General features: G+C 61.3%; 17 protein-coding genes and 1 tRNA gene. 6 read left to right on the top strand and 12 right to left on the bottom strand.

The annotated features are described in order from the left end of the window. Positions 1-81: 81 nt before the first annotated feature. The 6 genes from rlmH to obgE form a co-directional block, all read right to left on the bottom strand. Positions 82-564: a 23S rRNA (pseudouridine(1915)-N(3))-methyltransferase RlmH gene (rlmH, locus tag J5J09_RS00270; RefSeq protein WP_208547731.1), complete on the bottom strand. Its 483-nt coding sequence runs from the start codon at positions 562-564 to the stop codon at positions 82-84. A gap of 94 nt (positions 565-658) precedes the next feature. Further along, positions 659-1,072 carry a ribosome silencing factor gene (gene rsfS, locus J5J09_RS00265; protein ID WP_208552927.1) on the bottom strand — a complete coding sequence of 138 codons (414 nt, stop codon included), beginning with the start codon at positions 1,070-1,072 and terminating at the stop codon, positions 659-661. 133 nt (positions 1,073-1,205) lie between these two features. Further along, the gene (locus J5J09_RS00260; protein WP_208552925.1) at positions 1,206-1,787 is read right to left on the bottom strand and encodes a nicotinate-nucleotide adenylyltransferase; all 582 of its coding nucleotides are present in this window, start codon (positions 1,785-1,787) and stop codon (positions 1,206-1,208) included. Between the two features lie 37 nt (positions 1,788-1,824). Next, the gene (locus J5J09_RS00255; RefSeq protein WP_208547730.1) at positions 1,825-3,111 is read right to left on the bottom strand and encodes a glutamate-5-semialdehyde dehydrogenase; all 1,287 of its coding nucleotides are present in this window, start codon (positions 3,109-3,111) and stop codon (positions 1,825-1,827) included. Beyond that, positions 3,104-4,279 (bottom strand): glutamate 5-kinase, encoded by a 1,176-nt coding sequence (gene proB / locus J5J09_RS00250; protein WP_208547729.1) that lies wholly within the window; start codon positions 4,277-4,279, stop codon positions 3,104-3,106. The genes J5J09_RS00255 and proB overlap by 8 nt, the downstream gene beginning before the upstream one ends. Then, positions 4,276-5,352 (bottom strand): GTPase ObgE, encoded by a 1,077-nt coding sequence (obgE, locus tag J5J09_RS00245; RefSeq protein WP_208547728.1) that lies wholly within the window; start codon positions 5,350-5,352, stop codon positions 4,276-4,278. The genes proB and obgE overlap by 4 nt, the downstream gene beginning before the upstream one ends. 83 nt (positions 5,353-5,435) lie before the next feature. Between obgE and J5J09_RS00240 the strand changes: the two genes are divergently transcribed. Next, the gene (locus J5J09_RS00240; protein ID WP_208547727.1) at positions 5,436-6,299 is read left to right on the top strand and encodes an endonuclease/exonuclease/phosphatase family protein; all 864 of its coding nucleotides are present in this window, start codon (positions 5,436-5,438) and stop codon (positions 6,297-6,299) included. Positions 6,300-6,329: 30 nt separating this feature from the next. Here J5J09_RS00240 and J5J09_RS00235 read toward each other — a convergent pair whose 3' ends face one another. The 4 genes from J5J09_RS00235 to rplU all read right to left on the bottom strand — a co-directional run bounded on the left by J5J09_RS00235 (position 6,330) and on the right by rplU (position 8,294). Next, positions 6,330-6,905, bottom strand: coding sequence for a GNAT family N-acetyltransferase (locus J5J09_RS00235; protein WP_208547726.1), 576 nt, complete (start codon positions 6,903-6,905; stop codon positions 6,330-6,332). Next, entirely contained in the window at positions 6,902-7,537 is a 636-nt protein-coding gene (locus J5J09_RS00230) for a GNAT family protein (protein ID WP_208547725.1), read from the bottom strand. Before J5J09_RS00230 ends, J5J09_RS00235 begins: the two co-directional genes overlap by 4 nt. 136 nt (positions 7,538-7,673) lie before the next feature. After that, positions 7,674-7,943: a 50S ribosomal protein L27 gene (gene rpmA / locus J5J09_RS00225; protein WP_208547724.1), complete on the bottom strand. Its 270-nt coding sequence runs from the start codon at positions 7,941-7,943 to the stop codon at positions 7,674-7,676. Positions 7,944-7,979: 36 nt separating this feature from the next. Next, positions 7,980-8,294, bottom strand: a complete 315-nt coding sequence (gene rplU / locus J5J09_RS00220) for a 50S ribosomal protein L21 (RefSeq protein WP_208547723.1) — start codon at positions 8,292-8,294, stop codon at positions 7,980-7,982. Between the two features lie 294 nt (positions 8,295-8,588). Here rplU and J5J09_RS00215 point away from each other — a divergent pair. The 3 genes from J5J09_RS00215 (at position 8,589) to abc-f (ending at position 11,892) form a co-directional block, all read left to right on the top strand. After that, positions 8,589-8,678 (top strand) — tRNA-Ser (locus J5J09_RS00215). A gap of 350 nt (positions 8,679-9,028) precedes the next feature. Then, entirely contained in the window at positions 9,029-10,093 is a 1,065-nt protein-coding gene (locus tag J5J09_RS22930) for a calcium-binding protein (RefSeq protein ID WP_281436197.1), read from the top strand. 176 nt (positions 10,094-10,269) lie between these two features. Then, positions 10,270-11,892, top strand: a complete 1,623-nt coding sequence (gene abc-f / locus J5J09_RS00205) for a ribosomal protection-like ABC-F family protein (RefSeq protein ID WP_208547721.1) — start codon at positions 10,270-10,272, stop codon at positions 11,890-11,892. A 16-nt stretch (positions 11,893-11,908) separates the two neighbouring features. Here the strand turns inward: abc-f and J5J09_RS00200 are convergent, their stop codons facing one another. Continuing rightward, a complete protein-coding gene (locus J5J09_RS00200; RefSeq protein WP_208547720.1) occupies positions 11,909-12,490 on the bottom strand; it encodes a cupin domain-containing protein in 582 nt (193 codons plus the stop codon). An 89-nt stretch (positions 12,491-12,579) separates the two neighbouring features. Between J5J09_RS00200 and J5J09_RS00195 the strand changes: the two genes are divergently transcribed. Further along, positions 12,580-13,797: a TIGR03862 family flavoprotein gene (locus J5J09_RS00195; RefSeq protein ID WP_208547719.1), complete on the top strand. Its 1,218-nt coding sequence runs from the start codon at positions 12,580-12,582 to the stop codon at positions 13,795-13,797. A gap of 15 nt (positions 13,798-13,812) precedes the next feature. On the opposite strand, the gene J5J09_RS00190 is transcribed toward J5J09_RS00195, so the two are convergent. Next, entirely contained in the window at positions 13,813-14,739 is a 927-nt protein-coding gene (locus J5J09_RS00190) for a LysR family transcriptional regulator (RefSeq protein ID WP_208547718.1), read from the bottom strand. Between the two features lie 188 nt (positions 14,740-14,927). Here J5J09_RS00190 and J5J09_RS00185 point away from each other — a divergent pair, with 188 nt between their 5' ends. Then, on the top strand, positions 14,928-16,211 hold the full coding sequence (locus J5J09_RS00185; RefSeq protein ID WP_208547717.1) for an FAD-binding oxidoreductase: 1,284 nt from the start codon (positions 14,928-14,930) through the stop codon (positions 16,209-16,211). Positions 16,212-16,238 lie beyond the last annotated feature (27 nt).

Genomic DNA, 16,238 nt, shown 5'->3' with positions numbered 1-16,238 from the left:
CGCCGATGACGCAATACAGGTTCGCACTCCGGCGAAACAAAGGCCGCCACCGCGTCTGATATCTCTGCTTGTCGGGACCGGTCATGCCCGGTGGTAGGGATGGCCCGAGAGGATCGTGACGCAGCGGTACAGCTGCTCGGCGATCAAGATGCGCACCAATTGATGCGGCCAGGTGAGACGCCCCAGATTGAGAATCAGCCCGGCCCGCTGGCGCAGGTCTGGATCGAGACCATCCGCACCGCCGATGACAAACACCAGGTCGCGCTGCCCCTGGTCCCTGATATTGCCGATATAGGTAGAGAGTTCCTGGCTGTTCCAGGCCTTGCCGCGCTCGTCGAGGGCAACAAGAACCGCCCCCTCGGGTGCCGCCTTCTCCAGAAGGGCAGCTTCCTCGCGTTTCCTGCCGTCAGAGGCCGAAGCCCGGCTTTCCGGCAGCTCCATGAGGCGTCCGAGCTCCAGACCGATAGCAGGCCCAGCCTTTGCAAACCGGTCGAAATAACGCGCCGCAAGTTCCTTTTCCGGCCCGGCCTTCAGTTTGCCGACCGCCAGAATACCAATGCGCATGCGCGCTCTCCATTCAACCCGACACTCACCCCGCCGCCGAGCGGCGCCGAGGCATACGGGTCCGGTTTGTCAGGCCGCTGCCAGCGGCCATCGATCAATGCAAGGTGCCTTCCTCGATATCGGGAGCCGCCCACATCCTTTCGATGTTGTAGAACTCTCGTATCTCGGGTCGGAACACATGCACGATAATGTCACCGGTGTCGATCAGCACCCAGTCGCCGGTCTCAAGGCCTTCGACCCTGGCGGAGCCGAAACCTTCATCCTTCAGATCGGTAATCAGGTGGTCGCAGATCGCTGACACATGCCTGCTTGACCGACCGGAGACGACGACCATGAAGTCTCCGAGAGCGGATTTACCGGCGATGTCGATGGTGACGATGTCTTCTGCCTTGGAGTCCTCGAGGCTTGCGAGGACCAGTTCAAGCGCGCGGGAGGCGGCATCAGCACCGCGTTCCGGGCTTTTCGGGACGACCCTGGAGGTCTTTCCCTTCGTGTGCACTGTCGTCAGAGTTTTCCCTTTCCTTCACAGAACAGCACTTCGCGATTCCATTCGATGGCTCGCTTATGAAAGGTGGCATCGTTGTGTTAATGTTTCAAGATGCCGGGTTGAAACCATTGCGAATTGCAACGGTCCGTACGGTTCATCGTTGCTGCCGGAGCGCCGTCGAGCTCAACGTAGAGCGGGGGCCATGAATGAATGTCCACGCGGGCGCAGGTTTCTTCCAGAGCACGCCGGCGTCTTCCTCGTCGATGCGGGCGAAATCGAAGGTGCGTGCCATCTTCGAGGAGAGATATGACAGTGTGGAGCCCGGGCGATCGATAACGGCGATCGGGAAGGTGTTGGCGATCCTCTGCCAGTGCTGCCATTGATGAAAGCCCTTCAGGTTGTCCGCGCCCATTACCCAGATGAACCGGACATGCGGGTTTCGCGCCTTCACAGTGGCCAGAGTGCTCGCCGTATAGCTCGTTCCAAGGTTTTTTTCGAACGCTGTTACCTTGATGCGGGGATCTTTTGCCAAACCCTCGCTGAGGGCCAGCCGTTCGCCAAGGGGCGCGAGGGCGGCGCGGCTCTTCAACGGGTTACCGGGCGTTACGATCCACCACAGTTGATCTAGCCCAAGGCGACGCAGAGCTATCTCCGCGACGAGCGCGTGGCCCTGGTGCGGCGGGTTAAACGAGCCGCCGAACAACCCCACCACCATGCCCCGTTCGGCATGTGGCATCTTCAGATAGGACGCGGGGATTTCTGCTTCGGTCACGTCAGGCCCGGATCTGCCCGTTGCCGCGCACCCTGTACTTGAAAGAAGTCAGCTGCTCGACGCCGACGGGACCACGAGCGTGCATCTTGCCGGTGGCGATGCCAATCTCCGCGCCCATGCCGAACTCGCCGCCATCGGCGAACTGCGTAGAGGCGTTGTGTAGAAGAATGGCGGAGTCGATTTCGTTGAAGAAGCGTTCGACAACCATCGGATCTTCCGCGATGACTGCCTCCGTGTGGTTCGATGAATATCTGATGATGTGTTCGATGGCGCCGCCGATACCGTCGACCAGGTCGACGGCGATGATCGCGTCCAGATATTCGGTGCGCCAGTCGTCCTCGGTTGCCGGATTGAATCCGGGCGCCAGATCAAGGACGGAACGGGATGCGCGGATCTCGCATCCGGCGGCCTTCAGCGCCTCCAGCAGGGGTAGCAGATGCGTCTTCACGGCCGCCCTGTCGACCAGCAGCGTCTCGGCTGCCCCGCAGATGCCGGTGCGGCGCATCTTGGCATTCACGACAATCGCGCGCGCCATGTCGAGTTCCGCCGACTTGTCGACGTAGACGTGGCAGAGGCCTTCCAGATGCGCAAAGACCGGCACACGTGCCTCCGCCTGGACACGGGCCACGAGGCTCTTTCCACCACGTGGCACAATCACGTCGATCGCACCGTCAAGACCGCCGAGCATGGCGCCGACGGCGGAGCGATCGGTGACCGGCACGAGCTGGATTGCTTCTGCCGGGAGGCCGGCTTTGTGCAGGCCCTCGACAAGGCATGAATGGATCGCCCGCGAGGAATGGGCGGAATCGGAACCGCCGCGCAGGATGACGGCATTGCCAGCCTTCAGACACAGGGCGCCGGCATCGGCGGTGACGTTCGGCCGGCTTTCGTAGATAACGCCGATGACGCCCAGAGGCGTGCGGACGCGTTCGATATGAAGTCCGTTCGGGCGGTCCCATTCGGCGATCAGGGAGCCAACCGGATCAGGAAGATCGGCGATCTCGCGCATGGATTGGGCGATCGATCGAACACGATCGGGCGTTAGCGTCAGGCGGTCGATGAACGAGGTAGCGACACCAGAAGTCTTTGCATTTTCCAGGTCTCGTGAGTTCGCTGCGAGTATGTTGCCTTCAGCCGCGAGGATTGCGTCCGCCATGGCATGCAGCGCGGCGTTTTTCTGCTCCGTCGAAGCGATCGCGAGTGGACGGGCGGCCGCGCGTGCCTTTCGTCCTATCTCCAGCATGAGTTCTTCGACGGACCGCTTCTCGGTATCACTCCGATCAAGCATGCGCTGCATCCTCCTTCAGTCTCCCGCCCTGACGCTTGTGGGTGGGTTCGGTCATGACGAGGTCATCGCGATGAATCATCGCGGTGCGGCCGGCATAGCCCAGAATTTCCGCGATCTCCGCCGATTTCCGGCCGGCGATCTTGCGCGCGTCCTCCGCGTCGTACCCGGCAAGGCCACGAGCAATCTCGCGACCCTCTCCGCCGATGACCGCGATCGTGTCGCCGCGGCTGAACTGTCCGGTGACAGAACGTACACCGGCGGGCAGAAGGCTCTTGCCGGCAGAAAGCGCCATTTCCGCGCCGGCATCCACATGGATGGCGCCAGCCGGCTGCAACTGTCCGGCGATCCAGGTCTTGCGTGCGGTCACAGGCATCGCTGATGGCGCGAACCAGGAATGGCGCGCGCCGTTTTCGATGGCCGAGAGCGGGTTCACCATCTTTCCGGATGCGATGATCATGGCGCAGCCCGCACCGGTCGCGATCTTGCCCGCGTCGATCTTCGTACGCATGCCGCCACGCGACAGTTCGGAGGCGGCGCCGCCGGCCATGGCCTCTATATCAGGCGTGATCTCGTGGATTGTCTCCAGGAAACGTGCTGCCGGATCGATATGAGGCGGGGCGGTGTAGAGTCCGTCAATGTCGGACAGGAGCACCAAAAGGTCGGCCCCCGCCATCGTCGCGACCCTCGCCGCAAGGCGATCATTATCACCGTAGCGAATCTCCGTCGTCGCCACCGTGTCGTTCTCGTTGATGATCGGGATCGCGCCGATCTTCGACAATTGCTGCAAGGTCGCGCGGGCATTCAGGTAGCGCCGGCGTTCCTCGGTATCGCCGAGCGTCAACAGGATCTGGCCTGCGACGATGTCATGCCGCGAAAGGCTTTCCGACCAGTGGCGCGCAAGGGCGATCTGGCCGACAGCCGCCGCCGCCTGGCTTTCCTCCAGCTTCAAAGCGCCCTTTGGCATGGACAGGACGGTTCGTCCGAGAGCGATGGCGCCCGACGATACGACCAGTACCTCGACTCCTTTTGAGCGTAACGCGGCAATGTCATCGCAGATCGCGTCGAGCCAGGCCTTCTTCAGACCGGTGCTTCGGTCAACGAGGAGGGCGGAGCCGATCTTGATGACGATGCGGCGGTAGGTCGACAGCAATTTGCGATCCACGGTCATTCGTCGTAGTCTCCATCGTCGTCGTGGAGGTCGCGGTGGCGGGGCTTGCGCGTGCGCTCGGGAAGCTCGTCGTCGAGCCCTCCGCCGTCGGAGACGATAACGTCGCGCAAGGCGCGAAGGGCGTCGGTCATGCCAGCGCCAGTGACGGCGGACAACAGGAAGGGTTCCTGGCCGCTGGCCTTCTTCAGTTCCTTCGCCTTCTTCTTGAGCTCGTCCTTGTCGAGGACGTCGATCTGCGAAAGGGCGACCAGCGTCGGCTTCTCTTCCAGCCCGTTGCCATAGGCCTCAAGCTCGTGCTTCACGGTCTTGTAGGCCTTGCCGACATTTTCTTCCTGGGCCGAAACCAGATGCAGGAGCACGCGGGTGCGCTCGACATGACCGAGAAAGCGGTCGCCAATACCGACACCCTCATGGGCACCTTCGATCAGACCCGGAATGTCGGCGAGGATGAATTCCCTGCCGTCGACGGTTGCCACGCCGAGGTTCGGATGCAGCGTGGTGAAGGGGTAGTTGGCGATCTTCGGCCGTGCGCGGGTCACGGTTGCCAGGAAGGTCGACTTGCCGGCGTTCGGGAGTCCGACGAGCCCGGCATCGGCGATCAGTTTCAGCCGAAGCCAGATGGTCTTTTCCTCGCCCTCGAGGCCCGGATTGGCCCAGTTCGGCGCCTGGTTGGTGGAGGACTTGAAATAGGCATTGCCGAAGCCGCCATTGCCGCCTTTGGCGAGACGGAAGCGCTGGCCTTCTTCGGTCAGGTCGACGATGAGCGTGTCGTTGTCTTCCTCGAAGATCTGCGTGCCGACCGGAACCTTCAGCGTCACATCCGTGCCGTTTGCCCCTGTGCGGTTACGGCCCATGCCGTGCATGCCGGTCTTCGCCTTGAAATGCTGCTGGAAGCGGAAGTCGATGAGCGTGTTCAGCCCGTTGACGGCCTCCACCCAGACATCACCGCCGCGGCCGCCGTCACCGCCGTCCGGACCGCCGAACTCGACGAACTTCTCGCGCCGGAACGAGACGGAGCCAGCGCCACCATCGCCCGAGCGGATATAGACTTTTGCTTCATCGAGAAATTTCATTCTGCTGCCGTCAATTCTGTGTCAGGGTGCGCGCCGATCGGCGCCATCGATATAGCCGGATGCCCCAGAGGTCAAAGAGTATCGTGAAGTTCGCAAGTTACAACATTCAGTTTGGCGTCGGTCTCGACGGCATCTTCGACCCAAAGCGGATCATCGAAAACATCAAGGACGCGGACGTGATCGCGTTGCAGGAGGTGACGCGAAACTGGCCGAGCAATGGCGGCGTCGACCTCATCGAGCAGATCACCGCGCTGTTGCCGGATTTTCACTGGGTGTACGGGCCTGCATGCGACGTTCACCGCTCTTATGAACGCATAGCCGACCGGTTCGTCGACCGCCGCGCCCAGTTCGGCAACATGATCCTGTCCCGATGGCCGATCCTGGCGAACCGGATGCTGCTCCTTCCGCGGGTCCGCACCTACGATAAGCTCAACCTGCAGCGTGCCGCGAGCGAAGCGGTGATCGCCGCGCCCGGCGGTCCGATCCGCATCTATTCCGTTCACCTGGATCACGTCTCGCCGAGCGAGAGAATTGCCCAGATCCGTTACCTGAAGGACAGGGCTTTCGACTTCGTCGCCGAAGGAGGGGCTCTGACCGGCGCGGCGGAGTTCGGCTTGGACGAAGTCCCGCTGCCTGAGGATTTCGTCATCATGGGAGATTTCAACATGGTGCCGGATTCGCCGGAGTACATCGAGATGGTGGGGCTCGAGGACTATTTCTACGGACGCCCGGCGCGTCATGGACAGGTCGTCGACGCGCTGGCAAGGGCCGGCAAGCTGACGCCCGCAAGCTACAGCTGGATCGATCACAGAAACCACGCCGAACGCAAACATCTCGACTACTGCTTTCTCAGCCCGGGCCTGGCGCCAAAATTGGTGGATGCTCTCGTCGATGTCGATGCCGTCGGCTCCGATCATTTTCCGGTGCATGTCGATATCGACTGGTGACGGCACGCCGTTGACGTGCCGTCACCGATGTCACGCGGCTAGGATCGGACGGAACTCCGGCTGACCTAGACGCGTGGTGATGTGTGGCGCCATCGCACCGCGCGACCGCGAGTAGAGGTCACCCCGGCCCGTGATCGCAAAGCCGAGTCTGTCCTGAATCCTGAGCGACGCGCCATTGTCGGCGAAGGCCCCGGAGTGCAGCATTTCGTCCGGCATGCGACGGAAGAACCGCTCGACCACTGCGGATGCGGCCTCGCTCATGAAGCCCCGGCCCCAAAAATAGCGGTTCAGCCAGTAGCCCAAGTGCCATTGCCCGTGCCGTAGCTCGATCGCCACGACGCCAATATGCACGTCGTCGCCGGTGGTGATGGCGAGGTTCCAGCCGGGCAGGGACGTCGATGCCGCGGTGGCAAGCCCGTCGAGCGCATCCTGCCGATCGTATGGCAGCGGCACCCGCGACAGCATGCGCGCCACCTCGAAGTCGCCAAGCGATTCGGCAATGGCGTCGGCATCGGACGTCCGGTGCGGGCGGAGCACAAGCCGTTTCGTATGGACGGTCGGGCAGGGCCCCGGTCCCCGGAGAAGGGGGGAGAGAATCGCGTTCATCGCATTTCTCCCCAGCTCTTGAGCGACATCCAGGTCTTGCGATCGAGGCGGTACCACTCGACCGGCATCATGCCGCCCATGGCGAGGCTGCTGGCCATACCGGATCCCTGGAACTGAAAGCCGCACTTCTGGATCACGCGTCTCGACGCTATGTTGGTGACGCGGCACCGAGCGTCGATCTGCAAAATCTCGCGGGTGCGGAACGCCATGTCTATAAGCGCGTGGGCGGCTTCCGTGGCGTAACCCCTGTTCCAATACGGCTCGCCCAGCCAGTAGCCGATTTCAAGCGTATCGGCATCGTTGGCGTGGGGCTCGAGACCGCAGCAACCGAGGAATTCGCCGTTTTCCGCTTTGGTAATGGCGTAGACGCACTTGCCGATCTCGCCATTCTTCGTACGTCGCACGAAATCGGCGGCGTCCCTGATCGTGTAGGGATGCGGCATGCGCGACACCATTGTCGCGACGGCGGCGTTGTTGGCGAGATTGGCAAGGGCGTCGATGTCTTCCTCGTGCGGCGCCCTCAAGACGAGGCGCTGCGACAACAAGACGGGGCAATCGCTCCGTAACCGATCCGGCCTCAGCCGTTCCTCGGGAGGCCTGGATGGCCCGTCCCTCAACATTTCGCTTTGCATGTCTCAGTCTCCTTCTGGTTGAAAAGGCAAAGAAAAAGGGGAGTTGGGTGGCGCCCCATCTCCCCTGTTTTCTAGACTGAGCCTGTCTGCATCAGCCGGGTCGATGAGACGCCGGCTGTTTTAGAGCGTTACCGGCTTATTCCGCTGCTTCGGCTTTCGGCATTACAGACACGTACACTCGACCGTTGGCCTTCGTACGGTAGTCGACATTGCCAGCCGTGAGCGCAAAGAGGGTATGATCCTTGCCCATGCCGACATTGGCGCCGGGATGCCACTGGGTGCCGCGCTGACGCACGATAATGTTGCCCGGAATGACGATCTCGCCGCCGAACTTCTTCACGCCAAGGCGCTTGGACTGAGAATCGCGACCGTTGCGCGACGAACCGCCAGCTTTTTTGTGTGCCATTGGATTTCTCCTTTAAACCTTGTTCCTGTGTGCGCTTTAGGCGGCGACGATGTCGGTGATGCGCACCACGGTGTGGTGCTGGCGGTGGCCGCGCGAACGCTTGGAGTTCTGGCGACGGCGCTTCTTGAAGGCGATGACCTTCTTGCCGCGGGTCTGTTCGACAACTTCGGCCGTGACCTTGGCGCCAGCGACGAAGGGAGCGCCGAACTTGGCGTCCGCACCTTCGCCGACAACGAGGACTTCGGTGAATTCGATGGTTGCACCAGCGTCGGCTTCCAGCTTTTCGATGGTCAGCACGTCGTTGGCGTTTACGCGGTACTGCTTACCGCCGGTCTTGATGACTGCGAACATTTTTTATCCTTTCATGTTCGTTCCGGCTCTGCCTAGAGTGGCGGCCGTCTTTTTATCAGTCGGGATGACAGAGAAAGTAGCGGTAAGACCGTCCTCATCCTGTCGGCGAAACCCGCAAGTATGCGGGCAAATCAGGACACAGTACGCCCATGTCTAATTCGCCCGTCCGCATACGCGAGGGCCGGAAAGCTGTCAAGGCGAAAGCATGAAAATCGTGATGCGACGCCCTTGCCAGTCATGCAAACTGTCGCTATGAAGCCCTCCGCACCGCCATGGTGCCTTCAGCGATCCAATGGAGAGGTGGCTGAGTGGTCGAAAGCACCGCACTCGAAATGCGGCATACTCGCAAGGGTATCGTGGGTTCGAATCCCACCCTCTCCGCCAAATTCGGATACCTGAGTGCAAAGGCTTCAGGTCCTCTGCTTCGAAAATGGCGGTCCCGCGTGTCATAGCCAGATTTTGTGTGCGAGGCGCTTTCGGCACGGCCGAGGGCCTTTTGGCGCGTTGTCGTTTTGGAGAGGATCGAGGATAGTCGCGGACCTGGACCATTGCGACCAGATCGGCCGTGCGGCTAACCGCCTGAAGCATGCAGCGATCGCCTTGCGACGCCGGTCGCCAAATCCGGGAAAAACGAGTTAAAGCATACAGTTGAATCTATTCGATTTAGCCGACATTAAGTCGCCATGTCCTACCAACCGTCCATTACCGATGACGGTAGATATATAGGAATGGACATGGCAAATATTACTCTTGGTCCGCTAGGAGCAAAAAAGGGTTTCGATTTCAGCAAGTTCGGAGAGCTGGACTTTTTTGACTACGACAACAACTCCACGCCGAAATCCAGTGGCTTCAAGATTTTTGAAGATAGCCGTAACTATACGGAAGTCAAAGGATCAGGCCTCACCTACAAGATGGACGGCGGAGAGATTGTCGGTCTCAAAAGCGGTAGCGTGAATGCGATTACCCAGGTCACGAACGGAAAGGTTCTGTTTGCCGCGACGGACCTGAAGCTTTCGGCTGTTGCGTTAAGCAACACTATCGACGGCACGGCAACGGATGGTCTGAAGCTACTGCTATCAGGAAACGACAAGATCACGGGCACCGCCTATGCGGACACTTTGTTCGGCCTGGCCGGAAATGACGTCCTGATCGGCGGGCTGGGCGCAGACAAGCTGTCTGGCGGCGCGGGAAGTGACACGGCGTCATACGCAAACGCGACAAGCGGAGTCACAGCCAGTTTGGCAGCCGGCATCAGCGGAACCGGCGAGGCCAAAGGGGATACTTACGTCTCGATCGAGAACCTTGTCGGGTCGAAATATGCCGACAAGCTCTACGGCGACGCAAACGCCAATTCACTCAGCGGCGGCTCTGGGAACGATATTCTCACGGGCGGTGCCGGGGCCGACAAGCTCAGCGGTGGCGCAGGAAACGATACTCTTTCCGGTGGGGCCGGGGCTGACGACCTCTACGGCGGAGCGGGGAAGGACACGTTTGTGTTCAAGGCCCTCTCGGACTCTACGACCACGGCGTCCGGCCGGGATACGATCTTCGACTTCTCGAGAGCTGATGGGGACAAAATCGATCTTTCGCAGATCGATGCCAACAGCAAGGTTGCCGGAAACAACGCATTTGCCTTTATCGGTGCCAAGGCCTTCACGGGCAAAGGCGGCGAAGTTCGGGTCGAGAAGATGGCGTCGGACACCTACATCTACGCTGATGTGAACGGTGATAAAAAAGCGGACTTCGCCATACATCTGGATGATGCTGTCACTTTGACGGCGGATTATTTCACGCTGTAGGCGGCAAGAACATGTCTGGAGCAGCATGAACGCTGTTCCAGACCTCTGCGTATCATTGACAATCGCTGACACCGCTGCGGACGCATCCGCTCTTTCCGATAACTCGACGAGATGTAAGGCCTCGACCTTCACGGTCCCGCGTGGCATAGGCGACGCGCAACCAGGCAGGCGTTCCCATGATCCGCATCGAGAATATCAGCAAGTCCAACAGTCACCGCATCCTGTACATCGAAGCGTCCGCCGCGCTCAATCGTGGTGAAAAGATCGGGCTGGTCGGACCCAATGGCGCCGGCAAGACGACGCTGTTTCGCATGATCACCGGCGAGGAACTGCCGGACGAGGGGCAGGTCTCGGTCGATAAGGGTGTCACTATCGGCTATTTCAATCAGGATGTGGGTGAAATGTCGGGCCGCCCGGCCGTGGCCGAGGTGATGAATGGCGCCGGTCCGGTCAGCGAGATCGCGGCGGAGCTTCGCGAACTCGAAGCGGCGATGTCCGATCCGGACCGCATGGACGAGATGGACGCGATCATCGAGCGCTATGGCGAAGTACAGGCGCGCTACGAGGAGCTCGACGGGTATGGGCTCGAAGGCCGTGCGCGCGAGGTGCTGGCGGGTCTGTCGTTTTCGCCCGAGATGATGGATGGCGATGTCGGTCGGCTTTCGGGTGGCTGGAAGATGCGTGTGGCGCTCGCCCGCATCCTGCTGATGCGGCCGGACGTGATGCTGCTGGACGAGCCCAGCAACCATCTCGATCTCGAAAGCCTGATCTGGCTCGAGGATTTTCTCAAGAACTATGACGGCGCGCTGCTGATGACGTCGCACGACCGCGAGTTCATGAACCGGATCGTCACCAAGATCATTGAGATCGACGGTGGATCGCTCACCTCCTATTCCGGAGATTACGCCTTCTACGAGGGCCAGCGGGCGCAAAACGAGAAGCAGCAACAGGCGCAGTTCGAGCGCCAGCAGGCCATGCTGGCCAAGGAACTCAAGTTCATCGAGCGGTTCAAGGCGCGCGCCTCGCATGCGGCGCAGGTGCAGAGCAGGGTCAAGAAGCTCGACAAGATCGAGCGGGTGGAGCCGCCCCGTCGGCGCCAGACGGTGGCATTCGATTTTCTCCCCGCGCCGCGGTCCGGTGAAGATGTCGCCAGCTTCAAGGATGTGCACAAAGCCTATGGCAGCCGCACGATCTATGAGGGGCTCGACTTCATGGTGCGCCGGAAGGAGCGGTGGTGCATTCTCGGCGTGAACGGTGCGGGCAAGTCGACGCTTCTAAAACTGGTCGCGGGGGCGGCCGAGCCGGACAAGGGTTCCGTGACTATCGGTGCGAGCGTCAAGCTTGGCTATTTCGCGCAACACTCCATGGACCTGCTGGATGGTGACAGCACAGTCTTGGAATGGCTGGAGGAGCGCTTTCCGAAGGCGGGACAGGCGCCCCTGCGGGCGCTCTCCGGATGCTTCGGCTTTTCCGGTGACGATGTCGAGAAGCGTTGCAGGGTGCTTTCAGGTGGCGAAAAGGCACGGCTTGTGATGGCGGCCATGCTGTTCGACCCGCCGAATTTCCTGGTTCTCGACGAGCCGACCAACCACCTCGATCTCGATACGAAGGAAATGTTGATCAAGGCCCTGTCGGCCTTCGAGGGTACGATGCTCTTCGTATCACACGACCGGCATTTCCTTGCCGCGCTGTCCAATCGGGTGCTGGAGCTCACGCCTGAGGGCATCCATCAGTATGGCGGTGGTTACACGGAATATGTCGAGCGCACCGGCCACGAGGCACCCGGCCTGCACAGCTAAGCGCGTTACTTCGCCTTTACAGATATGGCGGTGTGCAGGCCGATATGACCACGGCCTTCCGGTCTGAGACGTTGCGGAAGCGGTGCGGAATGCGGCTGTCGAAGAGGTAAGCCTCGCCGGCTTTCAGGATGCGCACGTCCTCGCCAACCGTGATTTCGATCTCGCCCTCGACCACAAAGCCGCCCTCGGTCGAGAAATGCTGGAGACGTGTTTCGCCGGTATCGGCGCCCGGGGCGTATTGCTCGTGCAATACCTGAAGATTGTAGGCGCGCGCGTCGCCGATCTGCCGCAGAAGCAGCATACCCTGACCCTCGGCATTGGCGGGTACGCGCGACGTCAGGTCCAGAAGGTCATCCTCGGTGAAAAAGGGGCCTTCGCGACGGACTCTGTCTTCCTCGAAGAAATCGGCGAGCCCCATGTCGAGGCCTGTCAGGATCTTGCGGAGCGTGGAGACGGACGGGCTCGTCTTGTTCTGCTCGATATTGGAAATCTGCGCGTGCGGCACGCCGGCGCGTCCGGCGAGATCTCGCTGCGACAGCTTTGCCGACAGGCGCAATTCCTTCAGGCGCGCTCCCACATCGAAACTGGCATCCGGCATCCCGTCAATCTCCTTCGGGCCTTCTATAGTCGAAAGTCCTTGCAACGCATAGGCTTGGTTTGGGTGGTGGCTTGCGCTAAAGCCGAGCGATGTCGAAACGGAAAATCGTTATCGTTGGCGGAGGACCTGCCGGGCTTGCGGCCGCCGAATGGCTCTCGGGGTCAGGATATGACGTGGATATCCACGAGGCGATGCCGACGATAGGACGGAAATTCCTGCTCGCAGGGAAATCCGGCTTGAACCTCACCCATTCTGAACCCCACGAGCGTTTCGAACAGCGATACGGAGCGTCGGCTCCAAGGTTGCGGATGGCGCTTGACCGGTTCGGGTCGGACCAGGTTCGAAAATGGGCCGACGAACTGGGCGCGGAAACCTTTGTCGGCACGTCCGGCCGTGTCTTCCCCAAAGCCATGAAGGCATCGCCGCTTCTCCGGGCCTGGCGGGCGCGACTCGAGTCGCGAGGTGTGCGGATTCACGTGCGACATCGCTGGACCGGGTTCAGCGACGGGCTTGCCGTTTTCGATACGCCCGACGGTACGCATGCGGTGGAGCATGACGCGCTGCTTCTTGCTCTGGGCGGGGCGAGCTGGCCGAAGCTCGGTTCCGACGGATCATGGGTGCCGCTCCTGACAGATCGCGGGGTCGTCGTGAACCCGCTGCTGCCGGCCAATTGCGGTTTCGATGTCGACTGGACGCCGTTCTTCTCCGAACGTTTCGCCGGCGCGCCGGTCAAATCGGTGGTCGCGACGTCGAGCGCGGGGACGAGCCGGGGAGAATTCGTCATCACGCGTCACGGTATCGAGGGAAGCCTTGTTTACGGTCACGCGTCGGCGCTCCGGGACGATCTTCTGGCGGGGAGGAATGGCGAATTCGTGCTCGATCTTGTTCCGGATCGCAGCGCGGACGCCCTGGCTGCCGCACTTCGACGGACTGATCCCAAAGCGAGTTTCTCCAATCGGCTGCGAAAAGCGACTGGTCTCGACGGCGTGAAAGCCGCTCTGGTACGGGAATTCGTCGCCGACGACGTTCGCCGGGATCCGGAGCATCTGGCGACCGCGATAAAATCGCTGCGACTGCCGCTTGTCCGGCCCCGGCCGATCGAAGAAGCGATCTCCACTGCCGGTGGCGTGAGTTGGCAGACCGTCGACGGGAATTTCATGCTGAAGGGGTGGCCCGGCGTCTTCGTTGCCGGGGAGATGCTCGATTGGGAGGCTCCGACGGGCGGTTACCTGCTGACAGCCTGTCTCGCTACCGGGCGGGCTGCGGCAGAGGGACTGGCGCGCTGGCTTTCCGGGAGTGAGGCCTGAGGCTTCGAACGCGGTTCAGCCCGTCGCAACGAGATCGGGCCGGCCGGTCTCCGTGCTCCCGATTTCCGCAGTGATCCATTCCCGGAAGGCGGCGAGAGGTGGATAATCCATGCGTTCCTTGGGGTAGGCAAGGTAATAACACTCGCGGCTCTCGATTTCCCGATCGATCGCAGGGACCAATTGGCCGCGCCGCAGCTCCTCCTGAATCAGGAATACTGGTAGAAGCGCCACACCAATGCCGCCGATCGCCGCCTGCGCGGCCGTGGCGAACTGGTCGAACAGCATGCCCGTGACGCTTTCGAACGGCACGCCGCAATGTGTCAGCCAGCGCTCCCAGGCATCGGGACGTGTTGCGAGATGCAGGAGCGGGACATCGAGCACGTCGGCCGGTTGATCGAGTTTGTGCATTGCCTTGAACGCGGGGCTGCAGCAAGGGAGGGTGGTCTCCTTCATCAGAAAGCTCAATTCGCCACCTGGCCACGAAGGCTGGCCGAAATGGATTGCCGCATCGATCGATTCCAGACGGAAGTCGAAGGGGCGCAGACGAGTGACGAGGTTGATTGTGATCCCCGGATTGGCAGACAAAAATGCTCCGAGCCTCGGTGCCAGCCAGCGCGTTCCAAAGGTTGGCAGGATCGCGAGGTTGAGCGTACCGCCTTTCGGATTGGCGCGAAGGTTGAGCGAGGCGGTCGATATCCTCTGGAGCGCGTCGCGGATTTCGCGGGCGTAGCTTTCTCCTGCGATCGTCAGCCGTATGGTCTGTCGTTCGCGCAGGAAAAGTTCGATGCCGAGCTGGTTCTCAAGCGCCTTTATCTGACGACTGACCGCGCTTTGCGTAAGGTCCAGTTCCTTCGCTGCCGCCGTGATGCTGCCGGTCCTTGCCGCAGCTTCGAAGGCAGCGAGAAGCGAAAGCGACGGAAGGAAGCGCCGGGCAGGCAACATGTTATACCCCACTGGAATGAACTCTTGAGAAAATATCGCTGGAGCCCCGAAAAATCCTCTCCTAAATTCAACCTACCGGGGGTTCCAGAGGTTATTTCGGGTTCGCCCTGAGACCGAACCGGAATGGCCCACGATCCGGCCCAGCTTCGCTGCCCTAATCCGGCAGTCCTGTTCATTGGAAGACAGCCATGCTGAACGATCCGCTTTCTCACGGGCTTTGGGAAAAGACGGCCCCACCCGCTCCGGAAACCGCGGTGCTGAAGACAGATGTGGATGCCGACGTCGTCATCGTCGGGGGCGGCTATACCGGCATATCTGCGGCCCTGCATCTCGCCCAAGGCGGCGTGAAGGCGGTGGTGCTGGAGGCTGCAGAAATCGGATTTGGCGGAGCCGGACGTAATGTCGGCCTCATCAATGCCGGGATGTGGGTGCTGCCGTCAGAAATCCCGAATGTGCTTGGTCCCATTCACGGCGAACGCGCGCTCGATCTTCTGGGCAATGCGCCGTATCTGGTGCGGGAACTGATCGGGAAGCACGGGATCGACTGCGAGCTCGAAACGAACGGTACCCTGCATTGTGCTGTCGGAAAGTCCGGTCTGAAGGAACTCGAACAACGCTATCGGGAATGGTCCGGCAGGGGTGCGGACGTAAGGCTTCTCTCTGCCGAGGAAACGGCGGCGCGCATCGGCACGACCGCCTATGCCGGCTCCCTGCTCGACATGCGGGCGGGAACGCTGCAGCCGCTTGCCTATGTCCGAGGGCTGGCGAAGGCCGCCATCGCTGCTGGTGCGGAGATTTATACTGGCAGTGCCGCGGTCCATACCGAGCGGAAAGGCAGCCGCTGGACAGTCAAGACCGCCGCCGGCTCCGTATCGGCGAACTGGATCATCGTCGCGTCCGAATACTATTCGGCCGGTCCCTGGGAGGCGGTTCGCAATGAGCAGGTCCTGCTTCCCTACTTCAATTTCGCAACAGCGCCGCTTTCCGACAGCCAGCTGAAGCGTATCCTTCCCGGGCGCGAAGGCTGCTGGGACACACGCGAAGTCCTTTCCTCCTTCCGGATGGATAAGGCCGGTCGTCTTGTGTTCGGCAGCGTCGGTGCGCTTCGCAATACGGGCCGGACGATCCACCGCGACTGGGCAAGGCGTGCGATCCGGAAGCTTTTCCCCGAGCTTGGGGAGGTTTCCTTCGAGTCCGAGTGGTATGGGCAGATCGGCATGACGCCGGACGCGTTGCCGCGCTTCCACAGGTTCGGTCGGAATGTGGTCGGCTTTTCGGGCTACAATGGTCGTGGTATCGCTCCCGGAACTGTGTTCGGCAAAACGCTGGCTCGTCTCATCCTAGGGGAGATCGGGGAGGATGATCTTCCACTGCCCGTCAGCGACGTGGTCGAGGCGAAATACCGCCATCTCAAGGGCGCCTATTACGAGGCCGGGGCGCAAGTCGCCCATTTCACCGGGGCCCGGCTTTAGCCGGCAGGCCCGCCAAAATAGATAAGA

The sequence above is a fragment of the Ciceribacter sp. L1K22 genome, assembly GCF_017599385.1.
Taxonomy (GTDB): Bacteria; Pseudomonadota; Alphaproteobacteria; order Rhizobiales; family Rhizobiaceae; genus Allorhizobium.
This window is presented reverse-complemented; position numbering and strand designations above follow the sequence as displayed.